General features: G+C 66.1%; 13 protein-coding genes. 10 read left to right on the top strand and 3 right to left on the bottom strand.

Going from position 1 to position 14,812, the window contains the following annotated elements; genetic code table 11:
• Positions 1–23: 23 nt before the first annotated feature.
• Together IT350_18415 and IT350_18410 are read right to left on the bottom strand one after the other, a co-directional pair.
• Positions 24–452: a hypothetical protein gene (locus IT350_18415; GenBank protein ID MCC6160033.1), complete on the bottom strand. Its 429-nt coding sequence runs from the start codon at positions 450–452 to the stop codon at positions 24–26.
• A 32-nt stretch (positions 453–484) separates the two neighbouring features.
• Positions 485–1,048, bottom strand: coding sequence for a hypothetical protein (locus IT350_18410; GenBank protein ID MCC6160032.1), 564 nt, complete (start codon positions 1,046–1,048; stop codon positions 485–487).
• A 158-nt stretch (positions 1,049–1,206) separates the two neighbouring features.
• Here IT350_18410 and IT350_18405 point away from each other — a divergent pair, with 158 nt between their 5' ends.
• The 10 genes from IT350_18405 to IT350_18360 all read left to right on the top strand — a co-directional run bounded on the left by IT350_18405 (position 1,207) and on the right by IT350_18360 (position 13,236).
• On the top strand, positions 1,207–2,814 hold the full coding sequence (locus tag IT350_18405) for a methylcrotonoyl-CoA carboxylase (protein MCC6160031.1): 1,608 nt from the start codon (positions 1,207–1,209) through the stop codon (positions 2,812–2,814).
• Positions 2,815–2,821: 7 nt separating this feature from the next.
• The gene (locus tag IT350_18400) at positions 2,822–3,619 is read left to right on the top strand and encodes an enoyl-CoA hydratase/isomerase family protein (GenBank protein MCC6160030.1); all 798 of its coding nucleotides are present in this window, start codon (positions 2,822–2,824) and stop codon (positions 3,617–3,619) included.
• Positions 3,612–5,618, top strand: coding sequence for an acetyl-CoA carboxylase biotin carboxylase subunit (locus IT350_18395; protein MCC6160029.1), 2,007 nt, complete (start codon positions 3,612–3,614; stop codon positions 5,616–5,618). The genes IT350_18400 and IT350_18395 overlap by 8 nt, the downstream gene beginning before the upstream one ends.
• Positions 5,615–6,529 carry a hydroxymethylglutaryl-CoA lyase gene (locus IT350_18390; protein ID MCC6160028.1) on the top strand — a complete coding sequence of 305 codons (915 nt, stop codon included), beginning with the start codon at positions 5,615–5,617 and terminating at the stop codon, positions 6,527–6,529. Before IT350_18395 ends, IT350_18390 begins: the two co-directional genes overlap by 4 nt.
• A 167-nt stretch (positions 6,530–6,696) precedes the next feature.
• Positions 6,697–7,851, top strand: coding sequence for a TIM barrel protein (locus IT350_18385; GenBank protein MCC6160027.1), 1,155 nt, complete (start codon positions 6,697–6,699; stop codon positions 7,849–7,851).
• Complete coding sequence (xylB, locus tag IT350_18380) at positions 7,851–9,401, top strand: xylulokinase (protein MCC6160026.1); 1,551 nt, start codon at positions 7,851–7,853, stop codon at positions 9,399–9,401. The genes IT350_18385 and xylB overlap by 1 nt, the downstream gene beginning before the upstream one ends.
• A 125-nt stretch (positions 9,402–9,526) precedes the next feature.
• Entirely contained in the window at positions 9,527–10,489 is a 963-nt protein-coding gene (locus IT350_18375) for an RNA polymerase factor sigma-32 (protein ID MCC6160025.1), read from the top strand.
• A 559-nt stretch (positions 10,490–11,048) separates the two neighbouring features.
• Positions 11,049–11,726 carry a MotA/TolQ/ExbB proton channel family protein gene (locus IT350_18370; protein MCC6160024.1) on the top strand — a complete coding sequence of 226 codons (678 nt, stop codon included), beginning with the start codon at positions 11,049–11,051 and terminating at the stop codon, positions 11,724–11,726.
• A 56-nt stretch (positions 11,727–11,782) separates the two neighbouring features.
• Positions 11,783–12,208: a biopolymer transporter ExbD gene (locus tag IT350_18365; GenBank protein MCC6160023.1), complete on the top strand. Its 426-nt coding sequence runs from the start codon at positions 11,783–11,785 to the stop codon at positions 12,206–12,208.
• Positions 12,209–12,309: 101 nt separating this feature from the next.
• Positions 12,310–13,236 (top strand): hypothetical protein, encoded by a 927-nt coding sequence (locus IT350_18360; protein ID MCC6160022.1) that lies wholly within the window; start codon positions 12,310–12,312, stop codon positions 13,234–13,236.
• Positions 13,237–13,319: 83 nt separating this feature from the next.
• Here the strand turns inward: IT350_18360 and IT350_18355 are convergent, their stop codons facing one another.
• Complete coding sequence (locus IT350_18355) at positions 13,320–14,693, bottom strand: HEAT repeat domain-containing protein (protein ID MCC6160021.1); 1,374 nt, start codon at positions 14,691–14,693, stop codon at positions 13,320–13,322.
• Between the last annotated feature and the right edge of the window lie 119 nt (positions 14,694–14,812).

Raw genomic sequence — 14,812 nt, 5'->3', positions numbered from 1 at the left:
GGGCCTGCGTCTGATTTCCGGGTTTATGCGCATCGGGATTCCCAATAATCCTCGAAACGGCTGGAGAGCATGTTACAGCGCAGGGCGATGATGGCGTTGGCGCCTCGGAGGGACCATTCCATACCGGATTGCTTGAGTCGCTGGCCGATGACGGTTTTGCATCCTGCCTCGACGACGCCGGATCCGACGAAAAGTCCTTGGGCGCGGAAATTCGCGTAGCGCATGCGTTCTCGGTTTTTCTCCAGATAGGCGATTTCGGTCAGGGCAGCCTTTCGATTCTTCCCTCGTCGCGGCAGCGCCGCTCTCGCTTCCGCGACGATCTTGTCGATGTTTCCTTCTTCCAGGTCCGTCCACCATCCGATGCGATGGCGCTTGATCGTCGCCTCTTCGGCGAACAGGAGTTTGCAGAGATTCGCCACGTGCTCCTTGGCGTGATAGAGGTCCACGATCAAGACCGCGCCGGGAAAGGGCGTCTGAGCCGGATTCAGAATCCACGCCGCCCGTCGCCCAGGACCACGACGCGCGCGGCCTCCTCGAGTTTGCGCCGCCTCGCCTCGGCGTAAATCCGCCGGCCGAACGCCTCCGCATTCTCGACGGCGCCCACGAAGGTCGTGGAATCCGGATCGCGGACCGGTCGCCCGTTCTCGTCGGTGGTCGTCTGCGTGAACACGCACCCCGGCTTGGCCTCCCGTGTCTTTGCCGATCCGTCGGGCTGTTTGCCCTTGCGGCCGGCGACCTCGCGCTTCGTCATCGGCACGCCCGTGCCGTCATACGCCACGTAGAGCACGGGGATCGTCTTCTCCACGCGTTGCTCGCCGGTTGGCCCGATGAGCGCCTCGGCTTCTGTCCGCCGCCGCACTTCCGTCTCATCCCCGATCCGCTCCGCCACCCGTTCCACGTCCTTCGCACTCGCTGTGATCCCGGCATACACCCGCAAATCCTCGGCCCCCACGACCTGATCCGTGATGCTGCCTCGGCGCATCTGCGTCAGTTGGGCCAATTCCTCAAGAATCCGCGTCCTTCGCGCCATAAATTCCCTAGCACCCATGCCGTTCTCCAGTGTAGTACTATATACTACACTACCACGGCGCAAAAAAAAGAGAAAGACCCTTGACCCGGTTTCATGACGTAGGCCCGTTGAGCTTTGCCGTGTGGACACGCCCGCGAGGCGACGATAAATTACCGGGTCTCATCCCCCGGTAGGTCATGCCCACGCTGCGCAGTTCCATCAACCCCCGTTCCGCTTCCTTCGCCGCCAACGCCGCCGCCATGCGCGTGCTCGTCGGCGATCTGCGCGGGAAGGTGGAGCGCGTCAAGCTCGGCGGACCCGAGGCCGCGCGACGCCGCCACACGCAGCGCGGCAAGTTGCTCGCGCGCGAACGCGTCCGCGTGTTGCTCGACGTGGGCTCGCCGTTTCTGGAGCTCGGGCAGCTCGCCGCGCACGGCGTGTACGACGAGGATGTCCCCTGCGCGGGCATCGTGGCGGGAATCGGGCGCGTGAGCGGCGTCGAGTGCATGATCCTGGTCAACGACGCCACGGTGAAGGGCGGCAGCTACTACCCGCTGTCGGTCAAAAAGCACCTGCGCGCGCAGGAGATCGCCGCGCAAAATCGCTTGCCGTGCATCTATCTCGTCGATTCCGGCGGCGCGAACCTGCCGCGTCAGGACGAGGTCTTCCCCGACCGCGATCACTTCGGTCGGATCTTCTTCAATCAGGCGAACATGTCCGCGGCGGGGATTCCGCAAATCGCGGTCGTGATGGGCTCGAGCACGGCGGGCGGCGCGTACGTCCCGGCGATGTCCGACGAAACGGTCATCGTGCGCGAGCAGGGCACGATCTTTCTCGGCGGGCCGCCGCTCGTGAAGGCCGCCACGGGCGAGGTCGTCACGGCCGAGGAACTGGGCGGCGCGGATGTTCACACGCGCGTGTCGGGTGTCGCCGATCACTTCGCCGAAAACGACGCGCACGCCCTCGCCATCGCCCGCCGGATCGTCGCCAATCTCAATCGTCGCAAGTCGATTCCGCTCGCCGTGCGTGCCCCGCGCCCGCCGCTCCACGATCCCGAGGAACTCTACGGCGTGATCCCCGCTGATCCCCGCGTGCCCTACGACGTGCGCGAAGTGATCGCGCGCATCGTCGATGCGGGCGAGTTCGACGAGTTCAAGCGCCGATACGGCACGACGCTCGTCACGGGTTTCGCCGCGATCCACGGGTATCCCGTCGGCATCGTCGCAAACAACGGAATTCTCTTCTCCGAATCGGCGCAGAAAGGCGCGCATTTTGTTGAGCTGTGCTGCGCGCGCGGGGTGCCGATCGTGTTCCTCCAGAACATCACGGGCTTCATGGTCGGGCGCAAATACGAAACCGGCGGCATCGCCAAGGACGGCGCGAAGCTCGTCACGGCGGTGGCGTGCGCGCGGGTGCCGAAATTCACCGTCGTCATCGGCGGCAGCTTCGGCGCGGGCAACTACGGCATGTGCGGGCGGGCGTATTCGCCGAGGTTTCTGTGGATGTGGCCCAACTCGCGCATCAGCGTGATGGGAGGCGAACAGGCGGCCGGCGTGCTCGCGCGCATCCGGCGCGACGGACTCGAAGAGCGCGGGGAATCGTGGCCGGCGGACGACGAGGAGCGATTCCGCGCCGAGATCCGCGCCCAATACGAGACGCAGGGCCATCCGTATTACTCGACCGCACGCCTGTGGGACGACGGCATCATCGATCCCGGAGACACGCGCATGATTCTGGCGCTGGGCATTTCGGCGTCGCTCAACGCGCCCGTCGAGCCGACGGATTTCGGCATCTTCCGCATGTGAGGCGAGCATGACGAACGGCGAGATACTGCTGACCGAAACCGATGCGCGCGGCATCGCGACATTCACCATGAACCGGCCCGAGGTGAGGAACGCGTTCAACGACGAACTGATCGCGCGGATGATCGACGCGTTCGACACGGCGGCCGGCGACGCGAACGTGCGCGCGGTTTTTCTGACGGGCGCGGGAAAGCATTTTTCGGCGGGTGCGGACCTCAACTGGATGCGACGCATGGCGTCGTACACGCGCGAGGAAAACCACGCCGATGCGATGAAGCTGTCGCGCCTCATGCATACGATCTACGAGTTTCCGAAGCCCGTGACGGCCCTCGTGAACGGCGCGGCGATCGGCGGCGGGGCGGGTCTCGTGGCCTGCTGCGACATCGCCATCGCGTCTGGGGCCGCCGTCTTCGCGCTCTCGGAGGTGAATCTCGGCCTGATCCCCGCCGTGGTGAGCCCGTACATCGTCGCCGCGATCGGTCGGCGCGCCGCGAAGCGCTACTTCCAGACGGGGGAGCGCATCGACGCGGCCGAGGCACTGCGCCTCGGATTCGTGCACGAGGTGTGCGAGCCGGGCGATCTCGCCGCGCGCCGTGACCGGCTTGCCGCCACGCTGGCGGCCGGCGGCCCCGTGGCGCAGAACCTCGGCAAACGACTCGTGGAGCGCGTCGCGAATGCGCCGATCGACCCGGCGCTGCGCGAGGAACTCGCGGGACTCATCGCCGACCTTCGCGGCTCGGTGGAGGCGCAGGAGGGCATGAAGGCGTTTCTCGAAAAACGGGAACCCGCCTGGCGCAAACATGTTTGACGCGGTCCTCATCGCCAATCGCGGCGAGATCGCCTGCCGCATCATCCGCACCTGCCGCCGACTTGGGGTGCGCACGGTCGCCGTGTATTCGTCGGCGGACGCCCACGCCGCCTTCGTCGAGCAAGCTGACGACGCGTTCGCGATCGGCGGCCCGGAACCGCGCGACAGCTACCTGCGCATCGACCGATTGGTCGACGCGGCCCGGCGGGCGGGCGCGCAGGCGATTCATCCGGGTTTCGGCTTCCTCGCCGAAAACGCCGAATTCGCCGAGGCGTGCGTCGCCGCGGGGTTTGCGTTCGTGGGGCCGGACGTCCCCGCGATCCGCGCGATGGCGTCGAAATCCGAAGCGCGCGCGCTCATGGAACGCGCGGGCGTGCCGGTCGTGCCGGGCTGGCACGGCGACGCGACGGAAGGCGGCGAGCTCGCGGGCCACGCCGAGGCCGTCGGCTATCCGCTGATGATCAAGGCAACGGCGGGCGGCGGCGGCAAGGGCATGCGTATCGTGCATCGCGCGGAGGATTTCGCGGCGGCGCTCGATTCGGCCCGGCGCGAGGCGGCCTCCGCGTTCGGCGACGACCGCGTGCTGCTCGAGCGCTACATCACCGAGGGCCGTCACGTCGAGATCCAGGTCTTCGGCGACCGGCACGGCAACGTCGTCCATCTCTTCGAGCGCGACTGCTCCGTGCAGCGACGCCATCAAAAGGTGATCGAGGAATCGCCCGCGCCGGGGCTCGCGCCGGAGCTTCGCGCCAAACTCGCGAGCGCCGCGGTGGCGGCTGCGCGCGCAGTGGATTACGTCGGCGCGGGGACGGTCGAGTTTATGCTCGACGCCGGCGGCGACTTTTATTTTCTCGAAATGAACACGCGGCTTCAGGTCGAGCATCCCGTCACCGAAATGGTGACGGGGTACGATCTCGTCGAGTGGCAGCTCCGCGTCGCCGCGGGCGAGCCGTTGCCCGTCGCGCAGGCCCAGATCGCTCAGCGCGGGCACGCGATCGAGGTGCGCGTATACGCCGAGGACCCGCGCAACGAATTCCTGCCGTCGATCGGCGAACTGCGCCACTGCCGCCTGCCCGCGCAAAACGCCCACGTGCGCGTCGACACCGGCGTGCGCGAAGGCGACCGCGTGGACGTTTACTACGACCCCATGATCGCCAAGCTCATCGTCTGGGACGCCGACCGGCGCTCGGCCCTGCGCCGTCTGCGCCGTGCCCTCGCGGACTACCGCATCGCCGGAGTGACGACCAATCTGACCTTTCTGTCGGCGCTCGCCGCGCACCCCGCGTTTCGCGAGGGCCGCGTGCACACCGCGTTCATCGACGCGCACCGCGATGAGTTGCTCCCCACCACGCAGCCCGCGTCGAACATCGTGCTCGCGCTCGCCTCGCTATTTGTCTTGCTGCGTCGCGAGCAGGCCGCGGCCGAGGCCGCCGCGCAAAGCGGCGATCCCTGGTCGCCGTGGCACCTGACGACCGGCTGGCGGCTCAACGAACATTACGAACACACGCTGCGTTTTTGGGATTGGGGCCGCGAGGTCGCGGTGATGATCCGTTTCGTCGAGTCGGGATTCGTCGCGCATTTCGGCGAGGAGTCGCTGGCCATTTCGGGCGAATTCGACGCCTCCGGCGACCTGCTCGCGGATCTGGGCGGCGCGCGCATGAGCGCCACGGTGGTCCAGAACGGCCACGAGATCACGGTCATCACGGCAAGTTCCACGCACCGGCTGCTGCTGTCCGATCTGCTCGACGTCGAAGTCGATTCGGAGCGCGGCGGCGAGCGGATCGTCTCGCCCATGCCGGGGCGCGTGCAAAAGGTCTTCGTGCGCGCCGGCGACGCGGTGGAGCGCGGCGACGCGCTCATCGTCGTCGAGGCGATGAAGATGGAACACACGGTACGCTCGAACGCGTCGGGCGTCGTGCGCGAGGTGTTTTTCGCCGAGGGCGATCAGGTGCACGAGGACGCCGTGCTCGTCGATCTCGTCGCGGAGGCGAACGAATGAACCCGTGGCCGTCGCGCGTGCGCATCGTCGAGGTCGGCCCGCGCGACGGGTTGCAGAACGAGCCGAATCCGGTTTCCGTCGAGACGCGCGTAGAACTGATCCGCGCGCTCGCGGATGCGGGGCTGCGGGAGATCGAGGCGGGCAGCTTCGTTTCGCCCAGATGGGTGCCGCAGATGGCGGGGACGCCCCAGGTGCTCGCCGCGCTCGACCGCTCGAGCGGCGTGTCGTACCCCGTGCTGGTGCCCAACGAACGCGGCTGGGCCGATGCACGCGAGGCCGGGGTCGATCACATCGCGATCTTCACCGCGGCGTCGGAGAGTTTCTGCCGCAGGAACACCAATTGCTCCATCGACGAGAGCCTCGATCGATTCGCGGCGTTTGTGCCCGAGGCGCTCGAGATGGGCGTGCGCGTACGCGGGTACCTCTCCACGGTCGTCGGCTGCCCCTATGAGGGCCCGGTCGATCCCGCACGCGTGGCCGACGTCGCCGCGCGCCTGATCGATCTGGGCTGCGAAGAAATCTCGCTCGGCGACACGATCGGCGTCGGCACACCGGCGAGCGTCGCGCGCATGCTCGAAGCGGTCCTCGCGCGCGTGCTCGTCGAGCGCGTCGCCGTGCACTTCCACGATACCTGGGGGCAGGCGCTCGCAAACATCTGCGAGGCCCTGCGTTTCGGCGTGACCGTGGTCGACGCCGCCGTCGCGGGTTTGGGCGGTTGCCCCTACGCGCCCGGCGCGGGCGGCAACGTCGCCACCGAGGATGTGGTATATCTGATGAACGGACTCGGGATCGCGACCCATGTCGACCTCGACGCGCTCGCGCGCGCCGGGTGGGCGATTTGCGACGCGCTCGGCCATGCGCCGTCGTCGAAGGTGTCGATCGCGCTGCGCGCCGCGTGCGGACGCACGTAGAAGTCATTCGGGATCCGATTTGAACATGTGGCACAGCCGCCCCCGGCTGTGCATTTCTCCCGCACAGGCGGGGGCGGCTGTGCCACATGCCGTTTTTACAGGATCGATCCAAAGCGATTCTGAAACGCCCTCGCGAACCGATTCGCCGCGAGTGAGAGGAGCACGCCATGCCGTTTGTCGATCTGCGCAACCAGACGTGTCGCCGAAGCCGCGAAGACCTCGTCGCACACATGCGCGCGTTCGAACTCGACCTGCGGTTTTCAGTCGGCGTCTGGTTTCTGTCGCCGATGTCGTCGCGCTTTCACGACGCCTACGGCGCGCATCTTTCGATCGAGCAGCGTCTGGAGATCGCGGCGAGGCTGGTCCCGTACGGCCTTGGCGGGATCGAGGCGCACTACCCGAACGAGATCAACGAGGCCAACCTCGACCTGTGGCGCGCGTTTTCGCGCGACACCGGCGTGCGCATCGTCACGGTCATCCCGCTCCTGTTTTACGACTCCGATTTCGAGTTCGGCTCGCTCTCGTCGCCCATTCCGGATGTGAGAAAAAAGGCGATCGAGCGCACCGCGCAGGCGCTGCGTTTCAACAAGGAGCTCGACACCGATTTCATGATCGTGTGGGCCGGCATCGACGGCTACGAAAATCCCTTCGGGCAGGATTTCATCGCGATGCGCGACCGTTTCGCCTACGGCCTCGCCGAGGCGCTGGACGCGGTCCCCGGCGTGCGCGTGGCGTTCGAGCCCAAGCCCTATGAGCCGCGCGGGCATCAGATCTACGGCACCACCGCCGAGGGCGTGCTGCTGGGCATGAAGACCGAGTCGCTGCTCGGCCACGCCGATCACCGCGCGCGTCTCGCCGACGGCCACGCGATGGTGGCGATGAATCCCGAGATCGGCCACATGCAGATGGCTCACGAAGATCTCGCGTACAGCTTCAGCCTCGTCCTCGAGTACGGCCGACTCGCGCACGTGCACCTGAACTCGCAACCGCTGGGCAACTACGACCAGGACCTGAACGTCGGCGTCGTATCGCCCGAACAGTTCGAGGCCGCGCTCTACGTGCTCAAGATGCACGGTTACCGAGGGTGGTTCGGCATCGACATCAACCCCGAGCGCATGAGCGCCGAGAGTGCCGTGCGAAACTCCATGGATGCGATCCGCGCGGCGAACGACCGCGTGAACGGTCTCGATCACGAAGCGATCCTCTTTGCGACCGACCATCCCGATCGCGCGCGCGGCTGGCTCGAAGCTTATCTCATCCGCGCCCGCGCCGCGCACCCCGATCGCCTCGGTCCGCTGCCCGAACTCCATCGGAACGCCTGATGACTTCACCGGGGTGCGAGTTGTCCGGCACGCTGCTCATCGGCATCGACATCGGCACCTCGGGCGCAAAGGTCGTGCTGGTGGACGAGACGGGCGACGTCGTCGCCGAGTCGGTGCGCGAATATCCGTCGTACTCCCCGCAGCCGCTCTGGTCCGAGCAGAGTCCCGACGACTGGGCGCGCGCGGCGTTCGCGGGTGTGCGCGAGGTGATCGAACGCACCGGCACGAGGCCCGGTCGCATCGCGGGCGTTGGTCTCGCGGGGCAGATGCACGGCCTCGTCCTGCGCGATGCGCACGGCGAGCTTCTTCGTCCCGCCATCCTGTGGAACGACCAGCGCACGGGGCCGCAATGTGACGCCGTGACCGCGCGGCTCGGGCTCGACACGCTGCTCGCGCGAACGGGCAACGCCATGCTGCCCGGCTTCACCGCGCCCAAGATGCTCTGGGTGCGCGACCACGAACCCGACGTGTGGCGGCGCGCGGCGTCGTTCGCGCTGCCCAAGGACGACGTGCGCGACCGGCTCACAGGCATGCGCGCCGCGGACGTCTCCGACGCATCCGGCACGGCACTCTTCGACGTGACGAAACGCGTCTGGAGCGACGAGATGTTCGCCGATCTCGATCTCGACCCGGCCCTCGCGCCGGACTGCGCCGAGTCGTGCGAAGTGATCGGCGCCGTGACGTCCGAGGCCGCGCGCATGACCGGGCTCCTCGCGGGAACGCCCGTGGTGGCGGGCGCGGGAGATCAGGCCGCACAGGCGATCGGAGCGGGGCTGGCGCACGAGGGCGACGTGTGCGTGACGATCGGCACGTCGGGCGTCGTCTTCGCGCCGACCGCCGCGCCGCGCATCGAAGGGCAGGGGCGGTTGCATGCCTTCTGCCACGCGGTTCCCGGCATGTGGCACGTCATGGGCGTGATGCTCTCGGCGGGCGGGAGCCTGCGGTGGTATCGCGACGCGCTGTGCGCCGAGTTTGCTGCGACCTCGCGCGCGGCGGGGCGCGATCCGTATGACGATCTGGTCGCCGAAGCCGCGCAGGTGCCGCCGGGCGCCGACGGGTTGCTCTTCCTTCCGTACCTGACGGGCGAGCGCACACCGCATCCCGACCCGCTCGCGCGCGGGGCGTTCGTCGGGCTCACCGCGCGCCACACGCGGGCGCACCTGACGCGCGCCGTGCTCGAAGGGGTCGGATTCGGTCTGCTCGATGGGCTGGAACTCGTTCGTGGAGCGGGTGTCGCAACCGCAAGCGTCCGCGTGTCGGGCGGAGGGGCTCGTTCACCGTTGTGGCGGCAAATCCTCGCGACGCAGTTCGGCGTGCCGGTCGTGACGCTCGCGGCGCATCACGGCGCGTCGTTCGGCGCGGCGTTGCTCGCGGGAGTCGGAGCGGGGGTTTTCGAGGATGTCGGCATGGCTTGCGACCGAACGGTGAGGACCACGCAGACGAACGGACCTGAGGACTCCTGGCGCGCGGCGTATCGCGATCTTCATGACACTTATACGTCGCTCCATGGCGCCCTCACGCCGGCTTTCCGGGCGCTCGCGACGCGCTGACTCGGCGAAACTTGATTGCGGATCGTGACATCGCGGCAAACGTGCATTACATTCATGAACCCCGAAAGGCGGCCACTTCGGCATCGTCGGTCGCCCGGAAGGTCAAGTTCCAACGCGTGGGGACCATGGACGAACGCGAAGACGATTTCGACGACGCGGTGGTGCTCCTCGGCGATGAGGACGACGAACCCGAATTGCCCGCCCCGCTGGAACTGCCCGAACGCACCGAGTCGGACCGGTCGACGGCGGTCGTTCCGGTCGGCGCGCTGTCACTCTACCTCTCGGAGGTCATGCGTTATCCCCTGCTCACGCGCGACGAGGAATACGAACTCGCCGTTCACTATCGGCAAACGGGCGATCCCGAGACCGCCGCGCGGCTCATCACGAGCAACCTGCGCCTTGTCGTCAAGATCGCGATGGATTTTCAGCGCGCCTTCATCAACGTCATGGACCTGATTCAGGAAGGCAATATCGGGCTGATGCAGGCGGTCGCGAAGTTCGACCCATTCAGGGGCGTCAAGCTCTCCAGTTATGCGGCATGGTGGATCAAGGCGTACATCCTGCGGTTCATTCTGAACAACTGGCGCATGGTCAAGATCGGGACGACGCAGGCGCAGCGCAAACTTTTTTACAGCCTCCAGAAAGAAAAAGAGCGACTCGAAGCGCAGGGGTTCGTGCCGACGACCAAGCTGCTCGCGGAGCGACTGGACGTGAGCGAGCGCGACGTGATCGACATGGACTCGCGCATGTCGCGGCCGGAGATCAGCTTCGACATGCCGCTCTCGGACGACACGTCCACGACCGTGGGCGACCAGACGGCGTCCCCGGATTTGTTGCAGGACGAGCGGATCTCACGAGCCCAGATGGAAGACATCTACGACCGGGCACTTCGGGGTTTCGAGTCCACGCTCAAGGACAAAGAGCTGGAGATTTACCGGCGACGGATGATCGCCGATCCGCCGGCCACCCTGCAGGAGATCGGGGACCAGTTCGGCGTCACGCGCGAGCGCGTCCGACAGATCGAGGCGCGGATCCTGAAGAAGCTCAAGGAGTACTTCGCCGATCACGGAATCGAAGCCCCCGAATAGCGGTCGCGAAGCCGCGCGGGTCGTGGAAAAGTCACGCAGGTCCTGAAAAAGACACACAAAAAACCTACATCTGACCACGAATTGCCATGCAGTCATTTTCGCCCGACGGCCCTTGACGCGTTCGGTCTCTTCCATTAGTTTGCGTGGGCCGAAGGGGGAGGTTCGTCCCGTTCGCGAACACGATAGTCGGTGTTTTCGCCGACGGACGACGTCATCCCGCCCGGCACGCGCACAAACACAATATCGGAGTCCGCGACCCCGCGCCGGGACGAATGGCCGCGCGAGGCGCCGCATGGAGCGAGAACGCCGATCGGTTCGTGGTCGAACCGATTGTCATTGTTTCAGAGAAGACGAAAAACCTCGGGGACGTCAAATCATCGCCCCCACCGCATCGAGGAGTCGGGTCCCCATGCATATCGCTCAGATCACGCAGTGGATTGTGACGCAGACGGACGGTGCCGCCGAAGCTGTCGCTGGTGCCGCCGCCGCCGTGGCCGCCGCCGCGACCCCCGCCGCGAGCGCGGTCGCCCCCGTGGCCGTGACGCCGGGTGGAAGCTCGATGGAAAAGGCGCTCATGGGCGTCGCGATGCAGTCGCACACCACGATTCTCTACATTCTGATTTTCCTGAGCGTGCTGTCGCTCGCGATCGCGATCGAGAAGTACATCCAGTATCACCGCGAAAATCCGCTGGGCGAGGGCTTCAAGGCCGAACTCGTGAAACTCCTCGACAAGGGCGACGTGAAAGCGGCGCTGCGTCTCGTGGATGGCGTTCGCGGCATCAAGGCCGCCGTCGTGCGCGAAGGACTGCTCAACTTCCACGAAGGTCCGTTCGTGATGGCGGAACTCATGGACGGGCGCACGGTGATCGAGCGCAACCGTCTGGACAAGCGGCTCATCATCCTCGGCACGATCGGCAACAACGCCCCCTTCATCGGGCTGCTCGGAACGGTCATGGGCATCATCAAGGCGTTCCACGACCTTGCCATGGCGACCATGCAGGGTCCTCAGACGGTCATGGCCGGTATCTCCGAGGCGCTCATCGCCACTGCGGTCGGTCTCGCGGTCGCCATCCCCGCGGTCGTCGCTTTCAACTACTTCAAGGCGCGCGGCAAGGGTCTCGTGGACGACGCCATTTCGGCGCACAACATCGTCATGGCGTTCGCCAAACGCGTTCCGCAGGACGATCAGAGCGGCGCGCACAAGATGGACAAGATGTACACCCAGGCCCAGGCCTGAAGACCGACGGCACGCGATCACGATCGACGAAACGCACGCAAGGACAGGATTGACACATGGGCGCGGCAGCCGGAAACGAAGACGAACCCATTACCGCGATCAACGTGACGCCGCTCGTGGACATCGTCCTCGTGCTGCTGATCATCTTCATGGTCACGGCGACGTTCATCGTCGAGCCTCAGATCAAGGTGGAACTGCCCAAGGCGGCGTCGGGAGAACCCTCGGAACCCGAGAACTTCGCCGTTGTCCTAACCAAGGACGGCAAGCTCTACCTGGACGGCGACGAGGTCGATCAGGCGGCCCTGTGGGCGGCGCTCTCGGAGCGGCTCAAAAACGACCCCGACGTCCAGGCGGTGATTTCCGCGGACAAGGAGGTCATGCACGGCAAGGTCGTCGAAATCGTCGATCTGGTTCGGCGACTCGGCTGCAAGCGATTCGCGATCAACGTCCAGCCTGACGACGCGAAGCCCGGCCAGGTCTGATACGTAGGGCGGCGGAGCCGAAGGTACTCGTTGCTCCGGATCGCCAAGCGGTCTAAGATAGGGATCGGCCCGAAACGGGCGGTTAGGGGAGTGGTGGTTCGATGATCGTCGATGTCAAACCTCCGCGGAGAACGCGATTCTTCCAGGCAGCCCTCATCGGCTCCGTGGTCCTCCACGGCGTCGCGTGGGCCGCGCTGACCAGTTTCGGCCAGCACTCCGTTACAGAGTCTTATATCGTTCAGGTCATCATCAACGAGAAGCCTCCGCAGCCGACGCCCGATGAGAAGAAACTCAAGGAACTCACGCGCAAATTGAACGAGGCGACGCCTCCACCGGAAGAAGAAAAGTCGATCAAGGAAGTCGTTAAGGAAAAACCGCCGGAAATCAAACCGATCGCGGTGTTCAACACGACGCGGGAAAAGCCGACCACGGAAATCGTGAGCATCGGCAAAATGGACCGAAGCCTCACTTCCAACAGCAACGAACCGATGATTGCCAACCTGAACACCGGACGTAAGGGCGCGGGGGCGGGAGCGGACGGTCCCGAGGCGAAAATGATCGCCATCGGTTCCGGGCGCAAAGGCGGCATCGGCATCAGTTCCTCCGGCGAAGGATCGATCTCCGTCAACATCGGCAGCGGCCTGGGCGGCGGTCGAGGATCGGGCAAGGGCTCGGGCACCGGCGACGGCCCCGACGTGGCCAACGTGTTCCTCGGCGGCGTCGGCACCGGCCGTGGTGGCGGCGGCGGCGGCGGCGGTGGCGGCGGCATTCAGGTCGGTTCCATCGGCGGCGGCGGCGGGCGCGCGAAAAGCTCCGGGCCCCCACCGGTCGCGGTGGCGCCCATCGCCAAGAAAGAAGCCGCGCCGACCGGACCGAGCGTGTCGGGCGAGTGGGTGGTGACTGCGGTGGCGGGACCGATCGCGTCGCTGCAACTCAAATGTCACAACAACCCCGGCGTGCATATCTACGGCGACATCAAGATCCAGTGCGCCAACAACGTCATCGTGGCGGCCTGGCGCCGGCAGTAACCGATCTCCAATCCGAAAAAATCAAAGCCGGCCACGCGGCCGGCTTTGTTCGTTGATGATGGGCGGGCGTTTCGCGCGGCCGCTCACTTGGCCGGAGCGGCGGCGGGCGCCGGAGGAAGCTTCGCCAGGGCGTCCTCGGCGGTGTGAGCGACGAGGGGCGCCTTATCCTTCACGGCTTCTTTCACCACCGCGATGCCCTTCGGGTCACCGAGCGTCGCCAGCGCGGTGATCGCGGACGCACGCACCTCGATGTCCTTGTCCTTCGCGAGGGAGAGCATGAGGTCGAGCGACGGCGCGTGCTTCATGACACCGAGCGTGTACACGGCATACTTGCGCATCGGCGCGCTTTTGTCCTTCGCGGCGGCCGTCACGGCCGGAATGCACGCGTCGCCGTAGTTGGCCACGGCGTCGGCGGCGTCCTTGGCCAGATTGAAATCGATATCCTTCCACTGCGCCATGAGCGGCGCGAGCGCCTTCGGGTCCTTGATGCCACCCAGCACGCTCGCCACGTCGCGGCGGAAATACTTGTTCTTGTCGCCGAGACTCGCGATGAGCTGATCGACCACCGCCGGCCCCGCCTTCACGAGGGCTTCGGCCGCGGACTTCTTCACGGCCGGGTCCTCGTCGCGCAGGGCGTCGATCCACGTCTCCATCGAACCCGGATCGCCGATCTGGATGAGCGCGACCGCCGCGCGACGGCGAACGACCATATCCTTGTCCTTGAGCGCTTCCTTGAGCGGCGCGACCGCCGGCTGCCCCACCATCACCAGCGCGGCGACGGCGGCTTCCTTCACGATCGGTTCCTTGTCGTGGAACAGGCGCAGCAGCGAATCCGCGACCGCGCCATCCTTGGTCGCGCCAAGCGCCAGCGCCCCGCTGCGGCGGATATTCTTGTTCTCGGCCCGGAGGACGTTGGTCGACAATTCCGGGCCGTACAGATCGGACAGGAGCTGCAATAGCACCGGCGTGAACGAGCCGGTCTCGAAGATCACCTCGTCGTCGAAGTACACCGCGCCGATCTTGGCGTAGTACTTGTTCAGATGCGGTTTGAGGGTTTCGCCGTGGAACGACCGCGAGATCGGCGGCGCGTTGCCCGCTTTGAGCGTGATCGTCCCGCGCACCATCGACTTCCCATCCTTGGGCTCACCCTTGGCCTTAACTGTGAGCGCGGCGTCGCCGCCAACCTCCATCCCGGTGCGTGGCTGGAGACCGACCTGGTCCAGAATCTCCTTCGCGGTCGCCTCGAATTTCAGTTTGTCCTTCGCGGGCCCCTTCGACTTGTCGTCGATCTTGATCTTGACCGACTTCGCCGCGCGAAACGCCTGCACCTGCTCGTCTGTCGGTTTCTCGACCGGCAGGTCTTCGTCGGAACACCCCGTCGCGATCCACGGCAGCACAGACGCCATGGCCAACACTACAAGAACCGCCACTCCGCTCGCCCTTACCCGCAATTTCATGCCGACCTCTCCTCCCGGAACCGGCCGGGCCGGCCCGGATTCGCCGGGCCATGAAACCCGGCGAACGCACATCATTCGAATATCGATTTAGGACCCCCAAAACCATAGCACGATTTCCG

It is taken from the genome of Deltaproteobacteria bacterium (assembly GCA_020845895.1).
Classification (GTDB): domain Bacteria; phylum Lernaellota; class Lernaellaia; order JACKCT01; family JACKCT01; genus JADLEX01.
The sequence above is the reverse complement of the archived record's forward strand: the minus strand, read 5'-3'. Positions and strand labels throughout refer to the sequence as shown.